Below are 26,364 nucleotides of genomic sequence, written 5' to 3' on the forward strand. Positions count from 1 at the left end.
TGTCACCTCCCGTAGTAGGAAAACAGAGATGGCAAGCCTGCTACCATCTCTGTTGTGTTTCTCATCTCTAGCTGTATTCAGTTCAGTTCGCTGTTACACTGTTGGATTGTGACGATTCTCCGTAACTGTTTAAAGCTGTGACATAGTATGAGCCAGCCACATCTCCGGATTTGTTTACGTAGGTGGTGCCCGTTACCGTGCCGATCAGGAAGTAGCCGCTCGCAGGATCGGGACTAAAGTATACGTTGTAGGCAATGACCTGTTCGCTGCTGCGGTTTGCCTTCCATTGCAGCTTCCAGCCATCGGACGTAGTGGACATCGTCAAGGATTGGGGAGCTGAAGGCAGACCGTCGGAAGGCTGCCCGCTTCCGTTGTCCCCGTTCGTCTCTCCGTTTGGCGGCGTCAGCACATCCGGTGGCATCGAGTCAGGAGGCAGTCCGATGCCGGTATCCGGCGGTACAGGAACCTCCCAGGTGCCAGCAGAAGAATCGGCGGAAGCAATGACAGAAGGCGATGATTCATGGCCGCTGATATCGACTGCTGTAACGTAGTACCCGGAGTAGCCATTGCCTGCGGCGTCCGTGTAAGTAAGGACCGCGGGATCTTTGACGGTAGCGATTTGCACGAAGCCCATTTGCGGATCTGCTCGGTAGATCCGATAGCCCAAAAGATCTGGCTCCGAGCCGGATTGCCAGCTGAGAACCGTTTGGCTGCCAGACCTCGAAGCTTTTACGTTGTTTGGAGGGGCCGGTGAACCTGCCACTTCCGTCCGGGGGTCTTCTTTCTCCGGCAATCGCTGATCCCAATCAGGCGGCTTCGCCGAGGTCTTCCTGTTCTTGTCGGTGACCTCCAGCACTTGCTTGCCGTCTGGCGCAGGGTCGGGAGAGCGGAAGAAAATTCCCTCCGTCACAAAATCGTCTGGCGTCCCTTCCTTGGCCAGGTATCGCACATTATTGTATTCCACGATACGCGCCCGCTGATGGGCATCGTCCACTTTTGTCGGGAGAAACCGGCGGTTAAACAGATCGGTGATCAAATGCCCGGTTTCTTTTGACAGCTCGCTCGGCAAAAGCCCGGACTTGCTGTCTACAGTGGCGCTGACGATCCCGGACGGTTTCTGGAAGGCCGCATCCGGCGGCGACAGCTCGGGGTACTTAGCGCCGATTTCCTTGATGATTTTACCCCAAACGACCATCGGCACGTATTTGTCCTTGTCAGGCATCGGATACGGCTCATCGTAGCCGACCCAGACGCCCATGGAGACCTCGGGAGTGTAACCGACAAACCAGAGGTCATTGGAGTTGTTGGTCGTCCCCGTCTTTCCGGCTACGTCTACACTGCGCGGCACGTATTTGCGAATGTGGTTCCCCGTACCTGCGTTGACTACGGTGCGAAGCGTATCGGTGATGAGGTAAGCCGTCTGCTCGCTGTACACCTGCACAGGCTGGCTTTCGTGGCGGTAGACGATTTTTCCTTGGCTGTCTTCGATCCTGTCGATCAGGTAAGCGTCGACGAACGAACCGTGATTGGCAAAGGTCGCGTACGCATTCGTGATTTCTTCGACAGTCAGGCCGTAGCTCAGACCGCCGATAACTCCTGTGGCCGCGTAATTGTCGTTCTCAACCAGCGTAGTCACGCCCATTTTCTTTACGTACTCCAGAGCGGTCGGGATTCCCACTTTGAGGTAAGTCTTGATCGCGGGGATATTCCACGACTGGCGCAATGCTTCTCTGGCGCTGACCACGCCCTGGTATTTGTTGTTCCAGTTCATGGGCATGTGCGAACCGTTGCGGCCGTCTGCGAGGACGAGCGGCGAGTCGTCGATCGGAGACCCTGGCTGCAGAATGCCCAGCTCAAAGGCGGGGGCATAAGCTGCCAGCGGCTTCATCGCCGACCCCGGTTGCCGCGGAGCAGTCGTGTGATTGGTCTGCTCTACCTTGAAGTCGCGACCGCCGATCATTCCCATAATGGCGCCGGTTTTGTTGTGGATGAGCATTGCTCCCACTTCTTCCAGCGCGTTTTCAATCTTTTCTGTCTTCCCGTTGGAACGGCGGATGGTGTAGGTTCGGTTTTGGCCGAAGTTTTTCGGGTCAGCTGCGATTTCCTGCATGAATTTGTATATATCCTTGTGGATCGTGGTATATACTTTGTAGCCCCGTGTCAGGATGTCGCGTCTTTTTTCTTCAACCAACTGGCGGTACTCGTTGCGGCCGACCGTTTCCTTGTCGCGCCCTTTTTCTTTCAGATCGGCATCCACCAGTGCTCTCGCTGCGCGTTCCTCGATGTCCATCATCAGGAACGGCACTTCCCGATAGGCCTGCTTTGTGGGCCCGGCCAGGCGAGGAGTGAGATCAGTCTTGAGAGCCTCGTCAAACTGTGCCTGTGTTATGTATCCGTTCTCCTGCATGCGCTCGAGCACCATTTTCTGGCGATCCTTGCCGCGCTGGTATCCTTCGCTCGTAAACGGTGTATACATCCCCGGGTTTTGAATCATGCCCGCGAGGTAAGAGGCCTCAGCCAAATCGAGGTCCTTCACATCCTTGTTGAAAATCCCCTTGGCAGCTGCCTGAACGCCGTAAACAACGGAGCCGTTCACGTTTTTGCCGAGATAGATTTCATTCAGGTAGGCTTCCAGAATCTGGTCCTTGGAAAACATGCGCTCGATCCGGATCGCGGTGAAGATTTCGCGGACCTTCCGGGAATGGCTCACTTCCTGCGAGAGGATCGTGTTTTTGACCAGCTGTTGAGTGAGCGTGCTTCCGCCGGTTACGACGGGCTGGTTGGTAAAGTCCTGATAGGCTCCCCGGAGCGTCGACTGCAAGACCACTCCTTTGTGGTGAAAGAAATTTTTGTCTTCTGTCGCAATGACCGCATTGATCAGATGAGGCGATACTTCCGACTTTTTCACCAAACGCCGGTCGCCCTCGGCTGCACGGAGCGGACCGATCAGCGTACCGTCATTGTAGTAGGCAAAGCCGGTCAAATAGTTGGTGAAAATTTTCTCGGCCAACTCTACTTTGCTGCGAACAGGCTCGTCCTTTACAAGGGCGGCAACGTAGCCTGCCAGAATTCCTCCTGCCAAAACGCCACCCATGAGTCCTAAGAGAAACAGGCCCGAGACGATGAGCGTCACCAATCGTCTGCGGCCTCGTCGGCGTTTTTTCTTTGTCGATTCAGAGGAAGAAGTGTGGTTGTTCGACATGATCTACGACCCCCTAGCACCCTGATTATACCATAGGAGGAACCGCGAGGATAGCAGGTCCGAGTTGACACCGGGTAAGCATTGTGTCACAATAGCTTTATATTTTTGCGTCCAAACATGTAAAATAGCGTCGAACGACGACAGTAGCGAGTGACAAGCGGACAAATGGAAAATGGCCATGATCCAGCCGAGAGTGGCGGAGAATGTCGGGCCGGGTTTCCGCAGAGAGCTGGTGGCAGGTGAAAACCAGTCCCTTGCGCATCGCGAATTACACGTCGGGAGCTTGCCGGGTTTTACCGGACGGTGCAGGCCGTTATCCTGTATTCGAGCGGAAAAAATGATTTTTCTTCATTTTTTCAACTAGGGTGGTACCGCGGGTTCAATCTCGTCCCTATTTTGGGGCGGGATTTTTTTATTTTTCACAAACTTATTCTGATAGGAGCTGTAAGAGTGATGAGCAGTGAGCAAACCAATCAAACCAACGAAAAATTTACGCTAACCGAAGCGCAAAAGCAAGAGGTAGAGCGTCAGTTGGCGATCATTCGCCGCGGCGCGATGGAGATCATCCCGGAGGAGGACCTGCGCCGCAAGCTGGAGCGTTTCGTCGTTACAGGCCAGCCGCTGAAAGTGAAGCTTGGGCTTGATCCGTCTGCGCCTGACATCCACGTGGGCCATACGGTTGTCCTGCAAAAAATGCGCCAGTTTCAGGAGCTGGGCCATACGATCCAGTTGGTGATTGGCGACTTTACCGGCCGGATTGGCGACCCAACAGGAAAATCCGAGACCCGCAAGCCGCTCACTGAGGAACAGGTAAAGGAAAACGCGAGAAGCTATGTGGAGCAATTCGGGAAGGTGCTGGATGCCAGCCGTGTCGAGGTCAACTACAATTCCAGCTGGCTGGCTCCGCTGACATTCTCCGAGGTTGTGGAACTGGCAGCCAAGACGACGGTTGCCCGCATGCTGGAGCGGGATGATTTTGAAAAACGGTACAAAAGTGAACAGCCGATTTCACTGCATGAGTTTTTCTACCCGCTGATGCAGGGTTACGATTCCGTGGCGCTGGAAAGCGACGTCGAGCTGGGCGGTACGGACCAGAAGTTTAACCTCTTGATGGGCCGCAACCTGCAAAAGGAATACGGTCAGGAGCAGCAAGTGATTCTGACGATGCCGCTCCTGGAGGGCCTGGACGGCGTGCAAAAAATGTCCAAAAGCTTGGGGAACTACATCGGCGTCAATGAACCTGCCAACGAAATTTACGGGAAAGCGATGTCTGTGCCGGATGAGCTTATGCTTCGCTACTACGAGCTGGCTACGGACATTACCAATGAAGAGTTGGAGGCGCTCCGGGCGGGAGTGGCAGACGGCAGCGTTCACCCACGCGATGCGAAAATGAATCTGGCCAAAACCTTCGTGCGGATGTACCACGGAGCGGAAGCGGCGGAAGCAGCGGAGAACTACTTTAAAACCGTGTTCCAACAGCGCGCGCTGCCGACGGACATTCCGGAAGCAAAGCTGGACGCGGCCGCATATGAAAATGGCGAAGCGAATATCGTCAACCTTGTCTTTGATCTCGGATTGGCCGACTCCAAAGGCGAAGCTCGACGGATGGTTCAGCAAGGGGCTGTCAAGGTAAACGAGGAAAAAGTGGCAGACATCAACGCGGCTGTGAAGCTTGCGGACGATATGGTCGTCCAGGTCGGCAAGCGGAAGTTTGCCAAAGTGAAGCTGGGATAAAGATTTTTTGGGCTCCTGCGCCTTGTGCTTGTGCTAGACACGGCGCGGGAGTCTTTTGTTTCCTGGAAATGACAGCTTATGAGTGATTCCCATCCCGTACAGGATGCCGCTGAGAAATTTGGAAAATCCTGCGAAACTTTTCCGCGTCCATAGAGTCAGATAGGTAGAATGCTTTAGAAGAAATGGAGTGGAAGATATGATTACACTGGCACAAGCGATTCCTTTGCGGAGAGCGATTGAGCGGCAAATCGACTATCTGAAGGACGAACGGTTTGAGTTTTCCTCCGTAACGATCGCCAAAGGGGAAACGCCGGAGTTTCCGAAGCGCACGATCGAATTGATTACGGGGGAATTGAATAAAGCGAGAGCTGATTACCGCCGGTTGGATAGCCTGATTGCCGAGGCGAATCTAAAGAAGGTGGTAGAGTGGGACGGGGAAATGATTTCATTGGTCGAGGCAATTGAGCTGGCCAAGCAATTAAGAGAAGAAACGGGCGAATATAAACGCTTCGGGATCCGAAAAAAGATCGAGCGTTCACCATCTCATTACCACTCCCGTTCCCGTTCGTACGATGGAGGAAGCGATCTGATTACAATGACTACCTATGATCCCGATGTGTACAGAGAATGGGGGAAAAAACTGGAGCGCCGGGCGAATTTGTTATCAGGCAAGATCGAAGCGGCCAACCACTCCATTTCCATTCCGTTTGATGCCGCCAGCTATCTAGAAGAATAGCCGGTCAGTCCGGCTTTGGGAAGAAAAGCATTCAAAGGCGTTTTTCTTTCGAAAGCTGGCTTGTCCAGCAGGAGCAGGCGAGTGTGGGCAACCGCGGCTTCAGGCGTATTGAGCAACTTTACGATAGAATTTACTTGCTAAATGGCAAACCGATCACGAGTGACAATTCACAAGTGACAACCTGACACCTGACGGACTTCTTTGTGATCGATTCTGCCCCGTCTCCTGCTTAGTAAAGGGACAGCCTCCGTATGGGGGCTTGTTCTCGTTTAAGGGGAACATGAATCCCGCTTCCATCGGGCAAAACGACAAAATCATCAACGGAAGCAAACAAAAAAGAGTAGGCCAAAGGTTGGCGCTACTCTTTTTTTTATCCGAAAGATTAACGGCTGTAGAACTCAACGATCAGTACTTCGTTGATTTCAGCAGGCATTTCTTCGCGGTCTGGCAGGCGGTTGAACGTACCTTCCAGTTTGTTGTCGTCGAACGTGATGTAGTTCGGCAGGAAGTTGCGTGCTTCCACAGCATCCTTGATGATTTGCAGGTTGCTGGATTTTTCGCGAACAGAGATCACGTCGCCTGGTTGTACGCGGTAGGAAGGAATGTTTACTTTTTTACCGTTTACCAGGAAGTGACCGTGGTTTACGAGCTGACGAGCAGCAGGGCGAGTTGGAGCCAGGCCCATGCGGTATACCACGTTATCCAGACGGGATTCCAGCAGCTTCATGAAGTTTTCGCCCAAAACGCCAGCCATTTTACCGGCTTGATCGAATGTGCGGCGGAATTGCTTCTCGCTTACGCCGAACATGTGGCGCAGCTTTTGCTTTTCTTGCAGCTGGATACCGTATTCGCTCAGTTTACGACGGTTGTTGTGACCGTGTTGACCCGGAGGAAAATTGCGTTTAATGTCTTTGCCTGTTCCGTCCAGGGAAATGCCCAGACGACGAGCCAGTTTGTGACGTGGACCTGTGTAACGTGCCATGTTTTCATTCTCCTTTAAATTGGATTCGCAGGTGTTTACTTCCGCGAGGCTAGTTTCGTCTTTAGCTACACGAACTTCGGACGGCAGCATTTCCGCATCGTGCTCCTTGACAGGAGTTCAGCCGCAGCCTGCAAGGGACGAAACTAAGAGGGTCTACCTCCCGTTTTTACCTACAATCAATGCCACCCTGTACACATACAATCAATATTATCTGTTTCGCTAGGAGAATGTCAAGAAAAAATGGGGAGCTGCCTTCTTTACAGCACGCGGCTGTCTCTCTAATTTCTCTATTCTTTCTATACCTTTTATCGCTATCAGAATCGGGGAGTCTCCTCCAGCTTGCTGCGGGCCTCCAGGAAGCCCGTGAACGCTATGGCCGCATCGGCGCGGGAAACGCTCTTATCCGGACGGAATTCGCCGCCGCTTTTCATGATTCCCAGCGTAGTGACGATCACGATAGCGCCGCGATGCTTGGACTTGGATATATCGGTTAGGTCGGATTGGAACATGTTCGAGTAATCCGCCAGCTTGCGATAGCCAAGCGCGCGCACCAGCATGTCGGCAAGCTCTTCCCGGGTGATTTTCTCATCCGGTTTGAGCGAGGAAGAGTCTCGGTCCAAAAGTCCGCGGTCAACAGCGGCTTCTACGGCAGCGAAGTACTTGGACGTATTGGCGACATCGGCGAAGCTTGCCTTGCGTTCCGCGGATACCCCAAACGTCCGTCCCTGATTCAGGCTGATCATCAGCATTTCGATCATTTCACCGCGGGTAATCTCTTTTTCCGGCATGATTTTTCCATCGATCAGGGAAAGCGCATCGTATTCGTACATCAAAAGAAGTTCCTTTTCAGCCTTGTGACCCTCAAGATCGGAAGGCGGAGTGCGATGCAATTCAATGGTTTTCCCTGTTTCCATACTGCGCCATTCCCCGGATGCGGCATCCAGGAAGTACGGTTGCTCAAGCGGGGTGGTCGTCATGCGGTACACCAGCTTGGCCTTCCGCTCCGGCAGAGGGGCGATTTCGACGCTGCTCTTTTGCTCGAGCGGTTTGACCGGGAGCTCCTCCAGCATGTAAACAGCTTCCGGCTTGGCTTCTTTCAGCCAGGCTTCAGCCGCCTTGTCGGCTGAAATGTGATCGCCGAGACGGGATGGGTAGCTTTCCCGTCCAAAGTCGAGGTTGAAGGACATAAGCTCGCCGCTTTTTTTGTCGTAGGTGAGATGGGCCGATCCCGAAGCCGCCGAAACGCCGTTTGCCAATCGGTGGAAGCGCACCGTATAGGACGTATCCGGCTGCTGCTCGCCTGATACTTCTTGCGGCGGGTCGAGATAAAGCCGGTTGGCCCAAGTAGGCGCGAATTTTTTCAAGTCGTCCATTGCTTTCTTTTCGATGGCTTTTGGATCGATTTCTTTTTTGGTGTCAGCCGTCTTCATGGTGTCAGCCAAATTGCTGTAAAAGCTGAACACATCACCGGTAGCGGCATCGACAGCTGCAGAAGCGAAAAGCTGCTTTTCCTTATTTTCAAAATCGAAGAACCAGACGGACTTGTTGCCGCGATAGTCGCCTTCGTTGTAATTGGCCGAGCGCAGCGTAAATCCTTTAAGCCCGAATACTTGATCGACCAGAGATACGGCCGCATCCTGACTGAGCTGCTGTCCGGAATGGCGGGGAGACAGCGGCTTGCCGCTGACCGGAACGGGCTCCGTTTCCGGCTTCACGGGCTTCAGCATCGACGTCAAGGGAGTGCCGTCCTCGTCCAGATAGAAGTTGAAGGGATTGGCGTAAATCAAGATCGGCTTGTCCTTGTTTTCCCCCTGCGCTTCCCAAGGGACAGTGTAGGACAGCGTCGGCTTCACCGCTTTGCGGAAAAGCTCGGCCGCCTCTTCGGATGACATCATTTTGCCTGGGCTTTCAAACGTGACGGCATCGTTCCAGGAAACAGAGTAATTGGTTACCTTGCCGGAAGAGTCAACGGCAATGTCCACAGAGTTGTCAGGAAACGGTATATCGTCGACAAGGCGGACAAAGCGAAACGTGTACGAAGAGTCGGAATTCAACGGCGTCTTTTGGACCGGCTGATCATCGTGGTACAGCCTGGTTTCCTTCCACTTCGCAGGAACGTTGGCGGAGAAGAACGCTTCTGCTTTTTTTCTGGCGTCGTCATACGAAATCCGGTTGGCGTACTCAGGCTTGGACGCGTTCCTGTCGTACGATGAGAAGGACGTCAGTTCCCCCGTGTCAGTGTTGATGCTCACATTGTAGGAAAGCTCGATGTCGTCGTCATTCTTTGATTTTTTTACCCAGGAAAACGTCCATTCCGGAAATGTGCGCCAGGGATCGGCGGAGCGGAAGGAGACCCTGTTCAGTTCGAAGCCGGCTGTCGAGACAAATTTGCTGGCAATTTTCATGGCGGCTTCCTTGGAGATTTTTGCTTTGTCTGCTTGTGCTGTAACCGTTTGGCCAGTTGATCCCTTGGAAGCGGGCATGGCCGGAGAGGCTGCGCTGGACGCTTTCGCATCGACAGGCAAAGCCGCCTTTGTTTCCCCGTAAGCGAGCGAGCCGGGAGCCAGCAGGCTGGCGGTCAAAAGAATCGATCCAGAACGAACCAAGAGTGTCTTCATCGTTTATCCCCCCAAGGTGTTTCTTGCTTCTTCTTGTCACTACAACATCTGACGCAGAAAGGAAAAGCAGCGTTTCAATAGAATGGAAGAAAAACAAAAGGAGGAGAAAAATGGGAATTTTGTCCCGGTGTAGCGCGAATCGTTATGGAATTGCAAACATTCATCTTATATAATAAATAAAGAGTTGTAAACACGAGCACAACGGCTGAGGAGGAACCCTATTGCATACAGTCATCTACCTCGTTCGCCACGGAGAAACAGACTGGAATCTGGCTCGCCGAATTCAGGGGCACAGCGATATTGCCTTGAATGAGTTGGGCAGGCGCCAGGCTCAGAAGGTAGGTGTCCGTTTTCGCGGTGAAACGATTCATGCCGTTTACGCCAGCGATTTGACCCGCGCACGGGATACGGCCCAGTGCATTGCGGAGAATGTCGGATGCGCCGTTTCCACTCTGTCTGCCTTGCGCGAGCGCTGCTACGGAGAGTGGGAAGGGCTGACATATGAAGAAATCAAGGTCCGTTTTGCAAATGCCGACGAGACAGCGTGCGGAATCGAAACGTTCGAGAAAATGCAGCAGCGTGCGGCCAAAGCACTGGCTGAGCTGGCTGACCGCCATGCGGGACAAGCGATTGTCGTTGTTTCTCACGGAGGACTGATCAACAGCTTCCTTCATCACGTGACCTGCGGCCAGCAGGGAACGGGGATTACCCGGATCGACAATACGGGGATAAACGTGTTTCATTGCGAGGAACGGCAATGGAAAGTGGTAACAGTAAATAATACGGATCATTTAAAAGATTGACAAAAAGCGGAGAGAGGGAGTATCGAGTGTCAAGTAAAATGTTGGGAAAGTTGGAAACGGTCTTTTCCTACATGGCCCACTTCATGCTGCTATCCTGGCCGGAAAAGCGCCCGGGCATTCTATTCTTGACAGATTCAGCCGGCATCCTGGTGTCGATCATGGAAATGCAGGTCGGCCAATCCTGGAATCCCGACAGACTAAACCTCCAGGTGGGCAATAAGCTAAGTAACGATACCCACTCTCCCGTCTCTCAAGCGTTGCTTACAGGAGAGATTTCCGTTCAGAAACCCGGAGACGGTGATCTGGTCTGGGGAGCGTTTCCGTTAAAGGAGCATGACGGACGTATCAGAGCGGTAATTGGCATGGTCGCCCCCCAGCAGGAGATCGAGTTTGAGCTGGCTTCGTACATGAGGGGACTGGAAGCGTTGATCCGGATGGGGTATGACGCCTATATTCAGCATGCGACGAGCGACATCATCATGAAGCTGAACCGCCACGAAACTACGAGGGACCTTCTGGAGTGCTTGATTCATCAAATTGCGGAAATTATCCAGAAAGGGCATGTATCCGCAATAAAGCTGACGAAGGTCGGCACGCTGATCCTGCCGGAGCACCTCACGACTCAGGCGTCGGATGGAAAAGGCCCCCATATATCGCAATTGGCTTCCCGCTTTGCAGAAGTGCCGGTGAAGCCTTCCGTCGAGGATGGCTATCGCACTGTCATCCTGCCGATAACTTGCGAGGGGAGACCGCTGTATGCGCTTTTTTTACATGTATCGCCTGAAGAACGAGACGTGTATGACGAGCGAGACGTGGCTTTTCTGCAAGAGGTAGGCGAGAAGGCGAGCTACGCCCTGCTGAGAACGATGGTTGCCGACGACCTGCGCAGGGATGCCAGTAAAAAAGACCTGCTCTACCAATTAATGACCAAAATCCAGGCGTCCATCGATGTCAATGACGTGCTGCACGAGATCATCAGCAGCATCCGATATTTGTATCCGCATGCGGCAGTTGACCTCTTCCTCACCGTTGAAACAAACGCGACGACACCGGTGAAGCCGCTCTCGTTCCATGACGAAGATTCGTCCACGAGTACCCGCGCTTATTTGGAAGGAAGCCTGGTCATGGATTATGAGGAGCGGGAGGGCGCTACAGTGGCCGTTCTTGCCGCCCCGTTGCTCGGGAAGCAGGGCATTTACGGAGTGCTGCAGCTGGTTACGGACCGGACCGTTTTTTTCGGTCCGCATGAGATGGAATATATCTCGATTTTGGCCGAGACGGCGGGAAAGGCTTTTGAAAACGCACAGCTGTATCAGCAGTCCCGCAACCTGATCAGAGAATTGCGCTTGATCAACGAGATGGCCAGACAGTTGAATCGAAGTCTGAATTTGCAGGAAATCCTCGACTTTGTGACCAAGATGCTGCTGGAGACCTTTTCCACCGAGTTTTGCGCGATTTTGCGGAAAGAGCAGGGCAGGGATACATTTGAAGTGATTTCTTCCTCCCATCCCGAGTGTCAGGGGCGGATTATTCGCGCCGGGGAAAAGCCGATTTCGGAGATATTGTCCAACAAGCAGTCGCTCTTGCTCGTACAGCCTGGTTCCGAGCCGTTGTCCTTCTCCTTGCTGCCGTGTGTGTCAAAAATGCCGATCACCTCTCTTATGGGCGTTCCGCTCGTCGTCGAGGGCGAACTGGGAGGCGTCCTGATCGTTGCTGATTCCCGCCATCATTTCTTTAGTTTTGACGATTATAAACTTTTGGAAATTTTTGGACAGCACGCCAGTTTAGCCATGACCAATGCCATGCTGCATAACGAAGTGGAACGGATGGTCATCACGGACAATTTGACAGGCCTGTATACGCGCCGCTATCTGAATGAATGCGTTCAGGCATCGCTTGAAAAGGACGGTTTCGGTTCCTTGATTTTGATGGATATTGACTATTTTAAAGTCGTCAATGATACATATGGTCATCAGGTAGGGGACGAGGTTCTGATCCAGGTCGCCAATCTGATCAAGAGCCATATCAGGGAAAGCGATATCCCGGCGCGCTGGGGAGGCGAAGAGCTGGCTGTCTATCTTCCCCGTGTAGAGAAGTCCACTGCCCATGCGATTGCGGAACGGATACGCTCATTTGTGGAAAAAGAGACCTCTCCGCGGGTCACCATCTCCTGCGGTCTGGCCAAGTGGAGCAGGGAACGGAACGGCGATATCAGCGTAGAGTCCCTGTTTTATCAGGCGGATATCGCTTTGTACGAGGCGAAAAACAAAGGGAGAAACCAGGTTATATTAGCGTAGGAGCCGTGCGGGCTCTTTTCTTTTGCAGAGACGACAGCAATCAGGAGGGCAAGCATGACGACAGGACGTCCATTCAATCAACCGGCGGAAGCGGCAAAAGGCATTTATGCATTGGAAATTCCTACGCCGTTTTCAGTTGGTCCGGTGAATCTATACGTGATAAAGGGAGAACGGCTGACTCTGGTTGACGCCGGTCCGCTGACGGATGAAGCGTGGGAGGCCTTCGTGACGGGCCTGGAAGCAATCGGGATACGGCCGGAGGAGATCGAGCAAATCATCCTGACTCATCATCATGTGGATCATTGCGGGCAGCTGGAGCGGATTCGACGGGTATCGGGAGCGGCTACCCTCGCCCATCCGCTGGCGATTCCTTATGTAGAGATGGACCAGGACTTTTTATCCTTTCACGACCGCTTTTTTTATGAGCTGTACAGAGAGAGCGGCGTACCGGACGACAAGCTGGTCATTATTGAGAACTATCAAAAACTGATGACCACCTTTTCTGAAAGAAGCCATATTGATGTGCCGCTCAAGCACAAACAGACAGTTCCCGGCCTTCCCGAATGGCAGGTTTTGTACACCCCCGGGCACTCGCAAAGCCATCTTTCGCTCTACAGGGCAGATGACCGCGTCATGATCGCAGGCGATCACATCATCAAGCGGATCTCGTCCAACGCGTTTATCGAACCGCCACGCGACCAGTCGACAGCGCGCCCCCTGACACTCGTCCAGTACCGGACTGCTCTGCAAATGTGCGCGGATATGGAAATCGATTTGGCATTGTCCGGACATGGCGGGCCGGTAGTGGGCCATCGCGAGCTGATCCTGCAGCGGCTTCAGAAAAATTGGGAGCGGACCGATATGCTCCGAAGCATTCTGGCTGATGGGGAAAAGACCGCTTATGAGCTGACTGCGCTGCTATTCCCCGGCTTGTATGAAAAGGAACTGCCCTTGACCCTGTCTGAGACGCTGGGACATATCGATTTGTTGATGATTTTGCATCAGGTGCAATGCAGGAAAAAAGAGGGGATTCTCTACTACTCCTTGTAAGCGGCTTTTTTGCAGGCTCCCGCAGCAGAATAAGCCTTTTCTTCCTCGGAAACCCTAATGGCGACGAAGAGGAGGGACGAAGATGCGCAAAGGATGGAGCATCGTGATGCTTGCCCTGTTGTGTGGATGCTTGACCGGCTGCAATCAGATGGGGGTCAAGCAAAATGCGGATTCCGCTTTTGAGCAGGTTCGCGACCGCTTTGCCGAGCAGCAGGCGTTTACTTTTCACGGGAGGACAAAGCTTGTGACGGGAGATACCGCCAGCGGCAATGCGGTCAGTTTTTCCGGACGCAAAGCAGGCGGGGACATGCTGATGAGGGTCGATTTTGCCGTTCCGGAGCAAAAACAGGCGAAAAGCTTGTCGCTGCTCAGTAAAAATGAACAGCTGTACGTCAAGTCAGAGGGCAGCCCCGATTGGAAAAATACAAGCGGACATGACACTGTCTTTCGCCAGGAGATGAGCAACTGGGACCCCGTCTTCGCGATGGAGCAGATCAACGAAATGAAGAAGAGCGTACTGCCCTTGAAAGATCGCGCCCCTGACGATGACATCGAGGCCGTGCGGATTTTGATGGATTCGACGAAACTGAAAAACTGGCTGGCGGAGCAGATGAAAAGCCAGGCGAGCGCCCGGACCGAGTCATTTGCGGCCGGCGCCAGTGTGATGCAGACGGAAGCGGTTCACCCGCCCCGTTTGAAATATGCGTTGAAGCTCTCTGACGGAACGTGGAACCGGCCGAGAACAGGGGCGACGATCCAGTCGACCGAACCGCCTGTGGACGAGATCATTGACCAGATGGAGCTGGAAGCCGAGTATACCGTTTACTACAACAAAAATACGATGCTTCCGACCAACATGACCATGTCCATTCGCTCTGAATACGATATGAATGACCAGCGAGTCCGCGAGTATACGCAGGTCGAGACCTTTCTTCAAAACTACGGGCAGGTCATTCCGGTTCCTGACCCGGCGGCGGGAGCGACAGGATAGCTGACTGGACCGGACGGCTTTCGACAAACGTTCACTCTTTTGCATGGGCAAGGAGTGGACGTTTTCATGTTCAAAAAAATCGCGGGTGGCCTGGTCCTCGCAAAGAAGCGATATCACTGCACGGTTTGTTTCCGGGCCGCTCACATTATATGTAACGCGGATCAGGGTATCCCCGTAATTCTTTATGGCAAAGCTTCCGGTCTCTCCATCACTGGCGATATCACGCAACCAGGGCGGGACGGGAAGAGAGTGAGAAATGGGAACGGTCAGACAAATGTTTGCAAGCTCCGGTTAGCCTTTGACATACTTTTATCACAGGGCGAATTTCTCTGGGAGGAATCCTGGAAAACTTTGTCGAACTACTTACGAGACTATCTTTTTATGCCGAAAGGTCTGTAAAATGAAGTAAGAGACTTCCTCAGCCAGTTCATCGGAATGGCGGAATGAGGAAAGGGGCAGGCAGGATGGACCAGACCAAATTGCGCATTTTGTCTGCGGCAGCAATCCTTTTCGATCAAAAGGGGTACCACGGTACCAGTGTCAGACAAATTGCCGAAGCAGCCGAAGTGAACGCCGCCCTGATTTCTTATCATTTCAACGGGAAGCAGGGTGTTCTCGAAAGGCTGATTTCGTACTACTTTGAAACCTTGTTTCAACAGTTGGAACAGCTTGAGGAAGGCGGGATGGACCGCTCTCCCATGGAAAGACTGGAAGGAGTCATCCGGCTGTACCTTTCTTTCCAAAGCGAGCACGCGGCGACGACAAGGCTGATTCAGCGAGAGCTGAGCGTCGAGTCGATGCTGGCCCGCGAAGTGATGACACTGTATATAAGCCGCTGGAAGCACGGGATCGCGAGGCCGATCGAAGAAGGGATTGCCGCCGGCGTTTTTTTGCCCGTGTCTGTAGACCATGTCCTCTTGATGACAGCAAGCCAATTGATATATCCTTTTCTCCATCCCCAATCTGTGCGGGAGGTTTACTATCTGGAGCCCGCTTCAGCGGAATTTGCCGAGTGGCTCCATGCTGAAATCATGCGTTCTTTGCGTGCATGGCTCTGTTTGCCTGAGCGATGAACAAAAGCAAGAATAGCTTTACCTACAGGGAATTTGACGTTAAGGGGTTGTCCTAACCGTGAACAAAAAATGGATCCTGCTCTGCCTTGCAGGAATGATGCTATATAGCCAACCGGCATTGGCCACGCCTTTCCCGGATAAAACGGATGCAGTCATACAGGACGCGGGTTCGTATACGAAAGCAAATGATCAGAAGAAATTTACTGAGGCAATCAAGCAATTGCCGGGTACATACAAGGTCGTCGTCGTGGCAAGCACGCAGCCAGAGGCGCAAAGTCCCGACGAATACGCTCAAAAGCTGTACGACAACTACAATTTGTCTGAAGATGCGATGATGGTTGTATTGGACATGAACGCAGAGCAGCTCGGTGTATTTGCAGGGCCTGCTCTTCAGTCGAAGGGTGCCAGCATGACGATGCTGCACGACAAGGTTGCGGCTTATTACGAGCCCTTTCGCAATCAAAAGGAATACTTGTCTGGCATCCAGACCTTTCTCGGCGAGGTTGTGGCGGAGCTGAACAGACAGCAAAGCCAGGCTCAGCCCGCAGATAACACCGCGGCGGACGTCGACGCGGAGGAGAAAAAAGCGGAAACCTCATCCTGGGCCAAGCTGCCTTGGTGGTTGTACGCCGTCGGGGCCGTATTCGCTGCCCTTTCCGTCGGATTGATCTACGCGATGATCAGACGCCGCTCTATATTTGCCCAAGTGGACGACGTGGAGGATTGGAAGGACGAGCTGGTTGAGAAAATCAGCGTAATGGAGATGGACAAGCCGCTTCGCCGCGCTTCCGGAAAAACAGAAGAGAAGTACATGTATCTCGCAGACCGCAAAGAAAATCTGCTTCGGAATCGGATACCTGACGTGGACATGATGATACTGGACGCTGAGGAAGCCTGTGACCGCTTCCGCTTCAAGCTGGCTCTGGGCCTGTTGGACGAGGCGAGAGAAACGCTGACATCGATCGAACAAGAGTTGAATGAATTAAAACAGGATACCGTCAAAGTGGTGGCGACGAAGAAGGAAAGCAAGCTCGCTATACCGGAAATCGGAAAGCAGCTGGAACAGGTGGAGCGCCGTTTGTCCGATTTGCGTCTGGAGTACGGGCTTTCTTTCCATGAGCTGAAGTCCGGTTTGGACGAGGCCTATGCCATTCGGGCACGCATAAAGGAAGTGCGGGCTGATGGCGATGATGTCGCCGCATACGACCTTACGCTGAAAGCGCAAAAAATCCTCGGCAAAATTACGGATGCGATCGAGAACATGCCCAGATGGAGCCATCGCGTCCAAAAAGAGCTCCCCGAAGAGTTTCGACGGCTGGAGGAAGGGATTTCGAAGGCGGCAGGCGGCGGCTACAACCTGAACCGGAGTGTACTGGACAACTCCCTTCTGCAGGCAAAACAGCTGATGATGGCTGCGAAGGCTGCTCTCGAGGAAGGAAATCTGGAGATGGTCGAGACGCATGTGAAGGCATTCGAGGTATTGCTTGACGCCACCTATCAGAGCATCGAAGAAGCCATTATGGCTGCCCGGGAAGGGACAGGCTTTGCCCAGGCGGCAGCAGCGGCGTACCCGGCTGATGCAGGGCCGATTGACCCTGACAGGAGCGGTGTTGGACTGGAGAAGCCAGCAGTCGCTTCTGATCAAGAAGAAGACGACAAGCTGATGCACTCAAAAAGGACAAAGCAGGAAAGCGGCGTTGAAGAAATTCCTTCAGCCACCCTGGAAGAGTTTGAGCCACATGCGGCAGCGGCGTCGGGTGCCGCTTTCTTGGAAGCCGTCATGGAGAAAACACAACGCGATTTGCCTCCGGTGCAAGAGGTGCGGGCAGACGAGGCGCTTTTCGCAGGATCGGGCAACGAACTCAGCGGCGCGGAGCGAGCAGTGCTGTTGAACGATGCTGTGGACAGGAAAAAAGACAGCGGTGCGCCTCCCAAGCGTCAAGAGCCGGACATCGACGAGGACGAAGAGGAATACGAGCTGGTGATTCCGAAAATGTCACCGGCGTGGGAGGAAGAGGCAGAAGAAGAGCCAGAGGCAGAGCGTTTGGTGATCGCGAGCGAAGACGATGCGCTGGATGAACTGGAGCGAATCTCCAATACGCTGGTGCGGATTCGCCAGCAAATCAAGCGAAGCTATTTGCCGGGGGTGCCGGAGCACCTTAAATATTTGTTCGAAGATGTGGTGCAGATTTTGGCCCGCATACAGGCGGTGATGGAATCGTACCGCTACGATATTGAGGAAGTATCGATATTGATCAACGATGCCCATGACTTGTTGCTGGAAACAGAGCGTTTGGCTGAACGGACGATATCCGACTGCCAAAAGGCCGAGGGGGCCATCCAATATACCAACCGGTACAGAAGGCAGAATCGGCAGGTAAACGAACTTCTAGCGAAGGCCGAACAGGCATTTCGTCAGCTGCAGTTTGCCGAGGCGTTCCAACTTGCTGAAGAAGCCCGTTTGGTCGTCGAAGGCGAACCGGAAGAGATAGAAACGGGCTGGCTCCTGCGGCGCAAGAAGAAGGGGTGAAGCAGTTGCTCCTCCCCATCTTCCTCCTTGCCGGCGGGATATTGCTGATGATCCAGCCTCGAACGAAACGGTGGCAAACCCGTTTGCTCGCCCACTTCAACGGGAATGAACAAAAGGTCAAGCAACGGGCCAACACCTTCTTTCTGTTGGGGTTTGCGTTTATCTTGGCGGGACTTGCTTTGATGTATCGCGTGACAACTTCATAAACCGCAGGAAACCTGGCTTCGCCTCTAGTGGGCGAAGCTTTTTTATCCAAGCGCCCATTCCTCACCTTCCGTATATCGGCAACAGGAAAAGCGGTTTGGAGACAAAAAAAAGAACGTCGACTGTTGGATCGACGCCCATCTAGGAAGATAAAGGGAGTAGAGGTGTGAGAATTGGAATCCTACTGCTAGGGGGAGTAGAAATCCATTCACTCTTCATTGAAAAAGAGTACCCACCAGCTAGTTTCCCCGTATTGTGAAAGCCTAAACCTCTTCAAGAAAAAAAATCTGTAGAAAATGATTCAGCCGCGTTCCGCCAAGGCAGCCTGAGCACTGTGAGTACCGGCCACATATCCTGAAGAGAATGCAATGGTAATATTGTATCCGCCGGTATGAGCATGAACATCCATCACTTCTCCGGCGAAGAAGAGGCCAGGCATCAGCTTGGACTGCATGGTCTTGGGGTCGATTTCCTTGATGCTGACCCCTCCTCCGGTAATAAATGCTTCCTGGAGGGAAAGCGTGCCAGTGATCGTCATGGGAAACGCTTTGATCAGTTGGGCGAATTCTCTCCACTGCTGCTTGCGCATATGGCTGAGCGTCGTTTCTTCGGGAATGCCCGCCATGGACAATAAAACCGGGATCAGTCTGTCTGGCAGGTAGCCCTTGCAGACGTTCTTTACGGCCTTTTTCGGCTGTTCCTCCAACAGGCGCCAGCTTTCCTCGGCTACTTCGTCGAGATGCTTGCCGGGCATCAAGTCGATCGTCAGCGGGAGCGGGACCCGGCCGTGTTTTTTCTGGGTAACCGACACGTAATGTCCAAGCCGCAGGACCGCTGGGCCGGAAATGCCAAAATGGGTAAAAATCATGTCGCCTTCCTGTGTGCTGACCTTCTTTTTCTTTGGATTGTACAAGGTTATTTCCACTTCGCGAAGCGACAAGCCTTGCAGCGATTTGTCCCGGATAAAGGAATCGGAAGCGTTCAGCGGCACTTCGGTCGGATACAGGTCGGTAATGGTGTGACCGGCTGCCCGGGCCCATTCGTACCCGTCTCCGGTAGAGCCCGTCTGTGGAACGGAGCATCCGCCCACGGAGATAACCACACAAGGGGCTTTCAGATACTCTCCGCTTTTCAGCAGCACGCCGTCCGTACGGCCGTTTTCGTACAGCACTTTTTCCACGGGACTGTTCAAGCGAAGCTCGACACCCTGGCTTTTGATCCGCTCGATCAAGGCGCTTGCTACCGTCACGGCTTTATCGGTGATGGGGAACATGCGCCCGCGATCCTCCTCTTTCAAGGCGACGCCCAGCTCTTCAAAAAACCGGATGATGTCCTGATTGTTAAATTGGGAGAGCGCGCTGAACAAAAAGCGTCCATTTCCGGGCATCTGTTTAATCAGCTCGTCCAATTCCTTGGCATTGGTCACATTGCACCGGCCGCCTCCGGAAATGATCAGTTTTCGTCCAAGCTTGCTGCCCTTCTCCACCAGACAGACGCGTGCGCCCTGGGAAGAAGCGGCAATGGAAGTCATCAGTCCCGCGGGACCGCCGCCAATGACGATGACATCGTAGTGACTTGCCTTCATCGGTTCTCGTCCTTTTTCTCAAGAATAATAGCAAAGTCTATTGTAGCACAGGAAAAGAGGCGAGCCTATTTTGCGACGGCAAGCCTCTACCCTCGCAGCACGTCGTCAAGGGAACGCTTTTCCAAAATGTAGGAGGCCAGCGACTGCTGCCGGCAAATGCCTGTTACGACGTACCCTTTGGAAAAATAATGCGGGAACAGCTCGCGAGTGGCTTCCCGCCAGGCACGGGCCACTCCCATGTCCGCCTGTTTTACGGCCTGAAAATGAGCGGGAACAGGGAGTGACAAGCGCTCTTCGGACTGATCGAGCCGCAAGCTGGCAGGCCGTACGACGCCGTTTATTTCCTGACAAGAAAGGACGGCGGGGAGCCCTCCGGCGTCAGGCTGTACGCTCTTGCCGGCGTGGCGCTGCTCGACCCGTCCGCTTGCGATATGCCAATCGAGCAAAAAACGGTCGGTCGGCAGCCCGCGGTTCATTTCGTCTGCCAACTCGCCGTAGCAGTTGGGAATATAGCGGTGAACCACTCCGCCTAGCTTCGCCAGATTCAGGTAGGCATTGACCGTCTCCAGCGGGTCGTACGTCCACGTAATCCTTCGATAGCCTTCGACAAGGGCTTCTCTGCGCTGCATCCATTTCATCCGGACACCCAGGCCTTGCTTGCGGTATTCGGGCAGAAAGCCGAGCATATGAGAGCAGAGGTGCAGCTCCTGATCCGTGTAGCCGGGAAAGCTGTAGAGAAAGCCGATCATGCGGTCGCCATCGAAGGCTCCGAGAAACAAGCCGCCGAACTTGGCCAAAGTCAAGGTCATATGCGAAGGAACGACGGAAGACTCGCTCCACACTGCTGCCTCCAATTCCTCCAGCTTTTCCAAATCCGCTTTCTCGCTTAATTTGCGAAAGGTGATCTCCATCTTTGCCTCTTCCTTTCCATAACGTATCCGTAACAATCGACAGTTACCCATTCGCGACCGAAAAGAAAGATTCCTGCCCGCATGAGCGATGTGAACGGCAGGTTGCATCCCGTAAGTCCCTGATCAATAATAAAAGGGATGTACAAGAGGAGGGGGTACTGGAATGGAAAACCAGTTTCAGTGGAATCTATGGAAACGGCTGACGGAAGCGCCGGGAGTATCCGGCTTTGAAGGGCCCGTACGCGCGATCATGCGGGAATACATAGGAGCATACACGGAAGAAATCGTTTACGACCGTTTGGGAAGCATGTTTGGAGTCATGCGCGGGAACGAGAATGGGCCGAAAATTATGGTTGCCGGCCACATGGATGAAGTAGGCTTTATGGTCACCCGTATTTCGGAGAAAGGATTTCTCTCGTTCCAGACAGTTGGCGGCTGGTGGGGACAGGTTCTGCTCGCCCAGCGGGTACAGGTGATTACGCCGCAGGGAGCGGTCGAAGGCGTCATCAGCTCAATCCCGCCGCATGTGCTAAGCGACGACCAGCGCAACCGCCCGATGGATGTCCGCAACATGTACATTGACATCGGAGCGGATTCCCGGGAAGAGGCGGAGAAAGCGGGGGTTCGTCCGGGACAGCAAATCGTTCCGGTATGTCCGCTCACCGTCATGGCCAATCCGAGACGGATCATGGCAAAGGCCTGGGACAATCGCTACGGCTGCAGCCTCGCTGTCGAGCTGGCAAAAGAGCTCCACGAGCATCCCGATCATCCGAATGTGGTCTATGTCGGAGCGACCGTTCAGGAGGAAGTAGCGGGTACACGCGGCGCCAAAACCGCGGCTGGCATGATTGACCCGGACCTGTTCCTGGCAGTGGACGCCAGTCCGGCGGGCGATATCCCCGGTGTGAGAGAAGACGGGGGAAAGCTCGGCGGAGGCGTTTTGATGCGGCTGTACGATCCGATGTACATCATGTCGCCTAACCTGCGCGATTTCCTTATCTCTGTCTGCGAAGAAGAAAACATCCCTTATCAGATTTACATCGCCAAAGGGGGGACGGATGCGGGCGTCGTTCAGTATCACGGAACAGGCGTACCGTCTGCGGTGATTGGCATTCCGTCCCGCTACATTCACAGCCATGCGGCAATCATCGACCGCGATGACTACGAGGCGGCGAGGAAGCTGCTCTTTGCTGCCGTCAGGAGGCTGGACAAAGCGACTTATGAAAGCATTCTGCCGCGATAAGAGAGGAGGAAAAGGACGATGCAGGCCATTACTTTCTATGTAAAACAGCAGGGCGATGAAACCTCGTACGAGTACAACATCTACGACAACAAGTTTTCGCCGAGCAATCTGGCTGTGCGGAAAGTGTTGATGGCCATGCTGGAAAGCGTCCATCAACGTCTGACCCACCTGGAAATCGAATACAATGACCAGATGCTGGCTGACAGCTGGGGTGCCAAGCGCTCAGCGGAATGGCTGCTCTCCCTCGGCGCCTCGCGGGAAAACATGCGTGAAAACCGAAGCGGCGATGTGATTGTCAGCAGGCAGTTTCGGGCCCCGATGACCCCGGAGCGTTACCATTTTTTTTATACGCTGAACGATGTTTCCGCTTTTCCGCATTACCGCCTGCAGGAGGGAGAGGCGGACCGGATTGTGTTTTACTTTTCCCGCTATCTGCAGCTCGTTGCGCCTCATGAGGAAGCCGAGGCTTTTCTCTCGCAGTTGGAAGAGTTTCAATTACCTTATAAAATAGTTCGGTTGGATTGAAAAACAGGGAAAGAACACAGCGAATTTCCTGAAAGCGTATCGAGCCATGCAAGCTTGGCGAGAAAAACGAAAGCCATTTAGCCGTTAACGTCGGCCAAATGGCTTTTCTTCTTCGTGCTTTCTTCGCGCTTAGATGGAAAACAGGATCAGCGCAATCATATCAACTGCTTATGCGCTGGATAAAGGACATTCCGCTGTTGTCATGAATCCGGTCAATCATTTCGGTGGCTCGCGAGATATGATGGGCGTGGAAGAACGCTTCCTCTGTCATGCACTGCATAAAGGCAGCGACTACTTGCGGACAAAATTGAGTGCCGGAATGCCGAATAATTTCATCGCAAGCTTTGGAATAGGAAAGTCCTTTCCGATATGCTCGCGAGGATGTCATGGCGTCAAAGGAATCGGCGACAGCGGCTACTCGTGCGAGCAGAGGAATGTCCTCTCCAGCGAGCTGGTCAGGATACCCTTTTCCATCAAATCGCTCATGGTGATGGCGTGTAATGCACAAGATTGCGTCAATTTCGGCGGAGTTTTGCCGACTTGAATCGGCGTACAGCCTTTTCAACAGCGCCTCCCCGCGTATCGGATGGGATCTGATGATCTCGTACTCCTCGTCCGTCAAGCGGCTCGGCTTCAGCAGAATGCTGTCTTCAATGCCGATCTTGCCGATATCGTGAAGAAGCCCGCCTGTGTACATGGTATCCAATGTCTTTTCATCAAGGTTCATGTTTTGGCCAATCATCCGCATATAAAAAGCGACACGCTGGGAATGCCCGGACGTATACGAGTCCCGCTCTTCCAGAGCAACGGCCAATGTTTTCAAAATCCCTTGATTGGTTTCGGCCAGTTGCTGGCCGCGCAAGGTTGAACTGAGCAGCGCCTTGTCCTTGCGCTTCGTGTTGTAAAAAAGAAATGCGGTAATCAGATAGCTGCCAAGGACCAATATAATCAGCAAGGATTTCAACCGGGAAAGCTGATGGTAGAAGTCCGACTCGGCTGTGGTCAGGCTTACATGCCAGTCCCACTCGGGAAAATACCGCACCACGGCGATTTTCGTGTCGCGAGTTCCGATAGTTGGGTCAAAGGATGGGTACGTAATGACAGTTTTTCCCTTGTGAAGCACTTCACGGACGAGTGTGCGACCATCGGCATCGGACAGTTGAAACATGTTTTGCCCTTCCAGATACGGATGCACAATCAGCTTGCCTTGCGAATTAAAGACGCTAAAAAAATCACCTGGAATCAAAGTAAGTGCAACATCGCCGGCGTTGCGGGTTCCGTCCGGAAGCTTGGTTCCGGCCAGCAAATTCTTGGCGCTCTCTTGCGCCTCCTTGTCGGAAACCGAGTTGTCCTTGACCCTTTTATCGTACAAGCTCAGGATATGGAAGACGGAATTCAACTGACGGTCCATCGCCTGTACGCCGTTCTGGTAGTAGAGCAGCTTGGTCTGAGAGTAACCGAAGAACACGATTACGGAAAAAAGAATGGGAAGCAACATAAGGAACAGTGGATAAAGGCGCGTTATAGTCGTCTGCGTCGTTTTCGAAGGCAAGGCGCTACGTCCTTTCCGCAATTTGGTATTCTTCCTCCTCATAATAGGCGAAATCGCTCTAACCTTCAATAAATTCGCTGAATTATGTCAGAAAAATCAAGGAAGGGATGGCGCTGTCCATCCCTTCCTCGTTATGTGGAGGGGCGGTTCGGCCCCTCCAGCTTTTTGTTGCCGTACCCCGGACGATCATCTTGCACCGACTGGGGCAGTCGGGTCTCCTCCCTTCTGACCTCTTGGTTGTTCGACAAGCGTTTTTTCGATTCGTCCATCATGCCCTCCTAAAAAATCCACTGTTGGCGGTAGAGGCCTGCCAACGTGCATACTGTCGATCCCGGATGCTGTCCTCCGCTTGAATGAGCAGAGACGACAAGGGGATGCGGTGAAGCATTTGCACCTTTTCCTCCGGAATTTGCGAACGATCTTCCTGGGTCAGTTCATCCATCATTATTTGACACGCTCCTTTTTAGACAGTAGCCGGGAAATGAGCGGGCCAGCATCCGCCTTTCCCTGCTTGTGACGCGGTATGGCGTACAGGGCGAACAATCCCATGACGACAGCGAGTATGATTGTGGTGAAAGCGTATGCCATCCAGGGATAGGGGCTCTTGATGCCGCCCAGGCGTTCAATGAGCATACCGCCGATACTGGCGCCAATCGCGCCGCCGATGCCGGATACGAAGTTGGCAATCCCAAAATAGGAACCGAGCCATTCCTCTTTGGCAAAGTGACCGACGAGACTGTCCTGTACAGGCAACAGGAGCATTTCGCCAATAATGAACAGGACGGCAGCGGCGCTAAGAGTGACAAAGCGATCGGCAAATCCGATGCCAAACAAGCCTGCGCCGATCATCAGGATTCCCGCGATGAGCGACAGGTATGGGTTGATTTTCAGCAAGACAAACCGGGAAATGAGACCCTGTAGCAGCACCACGCTTACGGAATTGATCGTCCAGATAAGCCCGATCAAATGAGCGGAATGCAGAACGTACTCGCCGCGCAATGGCAGCACCAGCGTGAACTGGGCATAAAAGGCCCAAATCAAAAGAGAGAGACCGCAAAAGAGCAAGAAGCTCCGATGGCGGATAATATGTCGGTATTCCGATAAAGGTGTCCGCCTGCAATCAGGCCCGATGCAGCGATCGTTCGGCAGGGTGAACAGGATGCCGGCAGCCAGCAGCAGAAAAACGATGGCGGCCAGTACAAACGGATACATATCCTTGGAGGTCATCCAGGTGATCGTCAGTCCCGCGATGATAATGCCGAGGTGGGCAAAGATGCCCCTCCAGGAAAAGGCCGCCGTCCGTTGGCTGTTGTTGACCATGTCTGCGATCATTGCTTTAATCGTCGGGGCCAGAAGTCCGACTCCAAGTCCGTTTACAGCTGAGAAACACAGCAGAGCGGTGTAAGTGCTGCTGTAGTGATAGCCGAGCATCGCGACAGACTGGAGCAGTGCTCCCGCCAGCATGATCGAGCGCCGCCCAAGCCGGTCGGACAGAGGACCTCCCAAAAGGCTACCCGCCTGATAAGCGATACTCCCGACACCGAGGATGATGCCTACCTGCCCGAGAGACAGGGCTCGCGCTTTTTTTAGGAAGATGGGAAATATCGGCACGATCAGATAGGAGGCCAGATGCATGAAAAAAACCAGGACAAGCAGCAGTGCAAATATCTTGTTCCGCCAAAGCTTTCCTGCCGCAACGGTCATAGGGCCGCCTCCTCTTTCGTTTCGGCAATCTTCTTCTAGTATGCATGTTGCCGTAGCCAGTCTATGCACCCGAATTATAGGCGGAAGCGGAATTGAAAAGGATAGCAGGCATTCGTCCAATCCACCGGGCGACTCTCGGCATACACCTATTAATATAAAAAAGCTGTGGGCATACTTGGTTCAAGGTTGCGTCAACCGACAAGGAGGGACAAACGTGAGAGGCTTTTTTGCAAATCACGAAGGGTTTGAAGTAGTGATTTGGATTTTGGTGATCATTTTTCTCCTCTCCATTTTCTTCGATGAAGGGATCGATTAAAGGTGAACGCATACCGTCCAATTCGCCGGTTAAACCGCCACTACAAAAAGAATGATGGTTTTCGATCCTGGATCAAGGCAAATGAACAGTGGTTCCGGGAAAATCCGGAAGTGTTTCAGCAGGTCTTGCAAAATCCCAATATGGTCAATTTGTTTGTGGACCTGATGATGATGAACTCCACCCAAATTCAAAAGAGGCTTCGGCGAATGAAGAAACTAGGGAGGAAGGGCTGAGGGCTGCATACAAAAACGGCGTGTCATCCGCGACATGCCGTTTTTGTATGCAAAGGCTCCCGGGCCCTCATATTT

General features: G+C 53.2%; 21 protein-coding genes and 1 other annotated feature. Of the genes, 12 read left to right on the top strand and 9 right to left on the bottom strand.

Translation table 11 applies throughout. The annotated features are described in order from the left end of the window. Nucleotides 1–82: 82 nt before the first annotated feature. Complete coding sequence (locus Q3F21_RS01655; protein ID WP_340249501.1) at nucleotides 83–3,202, bottom strand: transglycosylase domain-containing protein; 3,120 nt, start codon at nucleotides 3,200–3,202, stop codon at nucleotides 83–85. 169 nt (nucleotides 3,203–3,371) lie between these two features. Next, nucleotides 3,372–3,598: a binding site (T-box leader), on the top strand. Nucleotides 3,599–3,655: 57 nt separating this feature from the next. Between Q3F21_RS01655 and tyrS the strand changes: the two genes are divergently transcribed. Next, nucleotides 3,656–4,936, top strand: coding sequence for a tyrosine--tRNA ligase (gene tyrS, locus Q3F21_RS01660; protein WP_340249503.1), 1,281 nt, complete (start codon nucleotides 3,656–3,658; stop codon nucleotides 4,934–4,936). A 196-nt stretch (nucleotides 4,937–5,132) separates the two neighbouring features. After that, the gene (locus Q3F21_RS01665) at nucleotides 5,133–5,672 is read left to right on the top strand and encodes a hypothetical protein (protein WP_340249505.1); all 540 of its coding nucleotides are present in this window, start codon (nucleotides 5,133–5,135) and stop codon (nucleotides 5,670–5,672) included. Nucleotides 5,673–6,054: 382 nt separating this feature from the next. Here Q3F21_RS01665 and rpsD read toward each other — a convergent pair whose 3' ends face one another. Continuing rightward, a complete protein-coding gene (gene rpsD / locus Q3F21_RS01670) occupies nucleotides 6,055–6,654 on the bottom strand; it encodes a 30S ribosomal protein S4 (RefSeq protein ID WP_340249507.1) in 600 nt (199 codons plus the stop codon). A 314-nt stretch (nucleotides 6,655–6,968) separates the two neighbouring features. Beyond that, nucleotides 6,969–9,272, bottom strand: coding sequence for an S-layer homology domain-containing protein (locus Q3F21_RS01675; RefSeq protein WP_340249509.1), 2,304 nt, complete (start codon nucleotides 9,270–9,272; stop codon nucleotides 6,969–6,971). Between the two features lie 221 nt (nucleotides 9,273–9,493). On the opposite strand from Q3F21_RS01675, the gene Q3F21_RS01680 reads away from it, so the two are divergent. From Q3F21_RS01680 to Q3F21_RS01710, 7 genes are all read left to right on the top strand, one after another. Beyond that, on the top strand, nucleotides 9,494–10,075 hold the full coding sequence (locus Q3F21_RS01680) for a histidine phosphatase family protein (protein WP_340249511.1): 582 nt from the start codon (nucleotides 9,494–9,496) through the stop codon (nucleotides 10,073–10,075). A gap of 26 nt (nucleotides 10,076–10,101) precedes the next feature. Beyond that, complete coding sequence (locus tag Q3F21_RS01685; RefSeq protein ID WP_340249513.1) at nucleotides 10,102–12,372, top strand: diguanylate cyclase; 2,271 nt, start codon at nucleotides 10,102–10,104, stop codon at nucleotides 12,370–12,372. Between the two features lie 54 nt (nucleotides 12,373–12,426). Next, on the top strand, nucleotides 12,427–13,422 hold the full coding sequence (locus Q3F21_RS01690) for an MBL fold metallo-hydrolase (protein WP_340249515.1): 996 nt from the start codon (nucleotides 12,427–12,429) through the stop codon (nucleotides 13,420–13,422). Between the two features lie 82 nt (nucleotides 13,423–13,504). After that, nucleotides 13,505–14,413, top strand: coding sequence for a hypothetical protein (locus Q3F21_RS01695; RefSeq protein WP_340249517.1), 909 nt, complete (start codon nucleotides 13,505–13,507; stop codon nucleotides 14,411–14,413). Between the two features lie 464 nt (nucleotides 14,414–14,877). Then, nucleotides 14,878–15,486: a forespore capture DNA-binding protein RefZ gene (gene refZ / locus Q3F21_RS01700; RefSeq protein WP_340249519.1), complete on the top strand. Its 609-nt coding sequence runs from the start codon at nucleotides 14,878–14,880 to the stop codon at nucleotides 15,484–15,486. 58 nt (nucleotides 15,487–15,544) lie between these two features. Next, nucleotides 15,545–18,016, top strand: a complete 2,472-nt coding sequence (locus Q3F21_RS01705) for a septation ring formation regulator EzrA (RefSeq protein WP_340249521.1) — start codon at nucleotides 15,545–15,547, stop codon at nucleotides 18,014–18,016. Nucleotides 18,017–18,021: 5 nt separating this feature from the next. After that, the gene (locus Q3F21_RS01710; protein ID WP_340249597.1) at nucleotides 18,022–18,222 is read left to right on the top strand and encodes a hypothetical protein; all 201 of its coding nucleotides are present in this window, start codon (nucleotides 18,022–18,024) and stop codon (nucleotides 18,220–18,222) included. A 299-nt stretch (nucleotides 18,223–18,521) separates the two neighbouring features. Here Q3F21_RS01710 and Q3F21_RS01715 read toward each other — a convergent pair whose 3' ends face one another. Beyond that, nucleotides 18,522–19,805, bottom strand: coding sequence for an aminoacetone oxidase family FAD-binding enzyme (locus Q3F21_RS01715; RefSeq protein ID WP_340249523.1), 1,284 nt, complete (start codon nucleotides 19,803–19,805; stop codon nucleotides 18,522–18,524). 86 nt (nucleotides 19,806–19,891) lie between these two features. Continuing rightward, entirely contained in the window at nucleotides 19,892–20,716 is an 825-nt protein-coding gene (locus Q3F21_RS01720; protein ID WP_340249525.1) for a GNAT family N-acetyltransferase, read from the bottom strand. A gap of 163 nt (nucleotides 20,717–20,879) precedes the next feature. Between Q3F21_RS01720 and Q3F21_RS01725 the strand changes: the two genes are divergently transcribed. Both Q3F21_RS01725 and Q3F21_RS01730 read left to right on the top strand, forming a co-directional pair. Beyond that, complete coding sequence (locus tag Q3F21_RS01725) at nucleotides 20,880–21,959, top strand: M42 family metallopeptidase (RefSeq protein WP_340249527.1); 1,080 nt, start codon at nucleotides 20,880–20,882, stop codon at nucleotides 21,957–21,959. 18 nt (nucleotides 21,960–21,977) lie between these two features. After that, nucleotides 21,978–22,484, top strand: coding sequence for a hypothetical protein (locus Q3F21_RS01730; protein WP_340249529.1), 507 nt, complete (start codon nucleotides 21,978–21,980; stop codon nucleotides 22,482–22,484). Nucleotides 22,485–22,644: 160 nt separating this feature from the next. Here the strand turns inward: Q3F21_RS01730 and Q3F21_RS01735 are convergent, their stop codons facing one another. From Q3F21_RS01735 to Q3F21_RS01750, 4 genes are all read right to left on the bottom strand, one after another. Continuing rightward, the gene (locus Q3F21_RS01735; protein ID WP_340249531.1) at nucleotides 22,645–24,057 is read right to left on the bottom strand and encodes an HD domain-containing phosphohydrolase; all 1,413 of its coding nucleotides are present in this window, start codon (nucleotides 24,055–24,057) and stop codon (nucleotides 22,645–22,647) included. A 110-nt stretch (nucleotides 24,058–24,167) separates the two neighbouring features. Beyond that, nucleotides 24,168–24,305 carry a hypothetical protein gene (locus Q3F21_RS01740; RefSeq protein WP_340249533.1) on the bottom strand — a complete coding sequence of 46 codons (138 nt, stop codon included), beginning with the start codon at nucleotides 24,303–24,305 and terminating at the stop codon, nucleotides 24,168–24,170. Beyond that, nucleotides 24,305–24,481, bottom strand: coding sequence for a hypothetical protein (locus Q3F21_RS01745; protein WP_340249534.1), 177 nt, complete (start codon nucleotides 24,479–24,481; stop codon nucleotides 24,305–24,307). The genes Q3F21_RS01740 and Q3F21_RS01745 overlap by 1 nt, the downstream gene beginning before the upstream one ends. Beyond that, a complete protein-coding gene (locus Q3F21_RS01750) occupies nucleotides 24,481–25,740 on the bottom strand; it encodes an MFS transporter (protein WP_340249535.1) in 1,260 nt (419 codons plus the stop codon). The genes Q3F21_RS01745 and Q3F21_RS01750 overlap by 1 nt, the downstream gene beginning before the upstream one ends. Nucleotides 25,741–26,058: 318 nt before the next feature. Between Q3F21_RS01750 and Q3F21_RS01755 the strand changes: the two genes are divergently transcribed. After that, a complete protein-coding gene (locus tag Q3F21_RS01755; RefSeq protein ID WP_340249537.1) occupies nucleotides 26,059–26,289 on the top strand; it encodes a hypothetical protein in 231 nt (76 codons plus the stop codon). Nucleotides 26,290–26,364: the final 75 nt, after the last annotated feature.

The sequence above is a fragment of the Brevibacillus borstelensis genome, assembly GCF_037834415.1.
Classification (GTDB): Bacteria; Bacillota; Bacilli; order Brevibacillales; family Brevibacillaceae; genus Brevibacillus; species Brevibacillus borstelensis_A.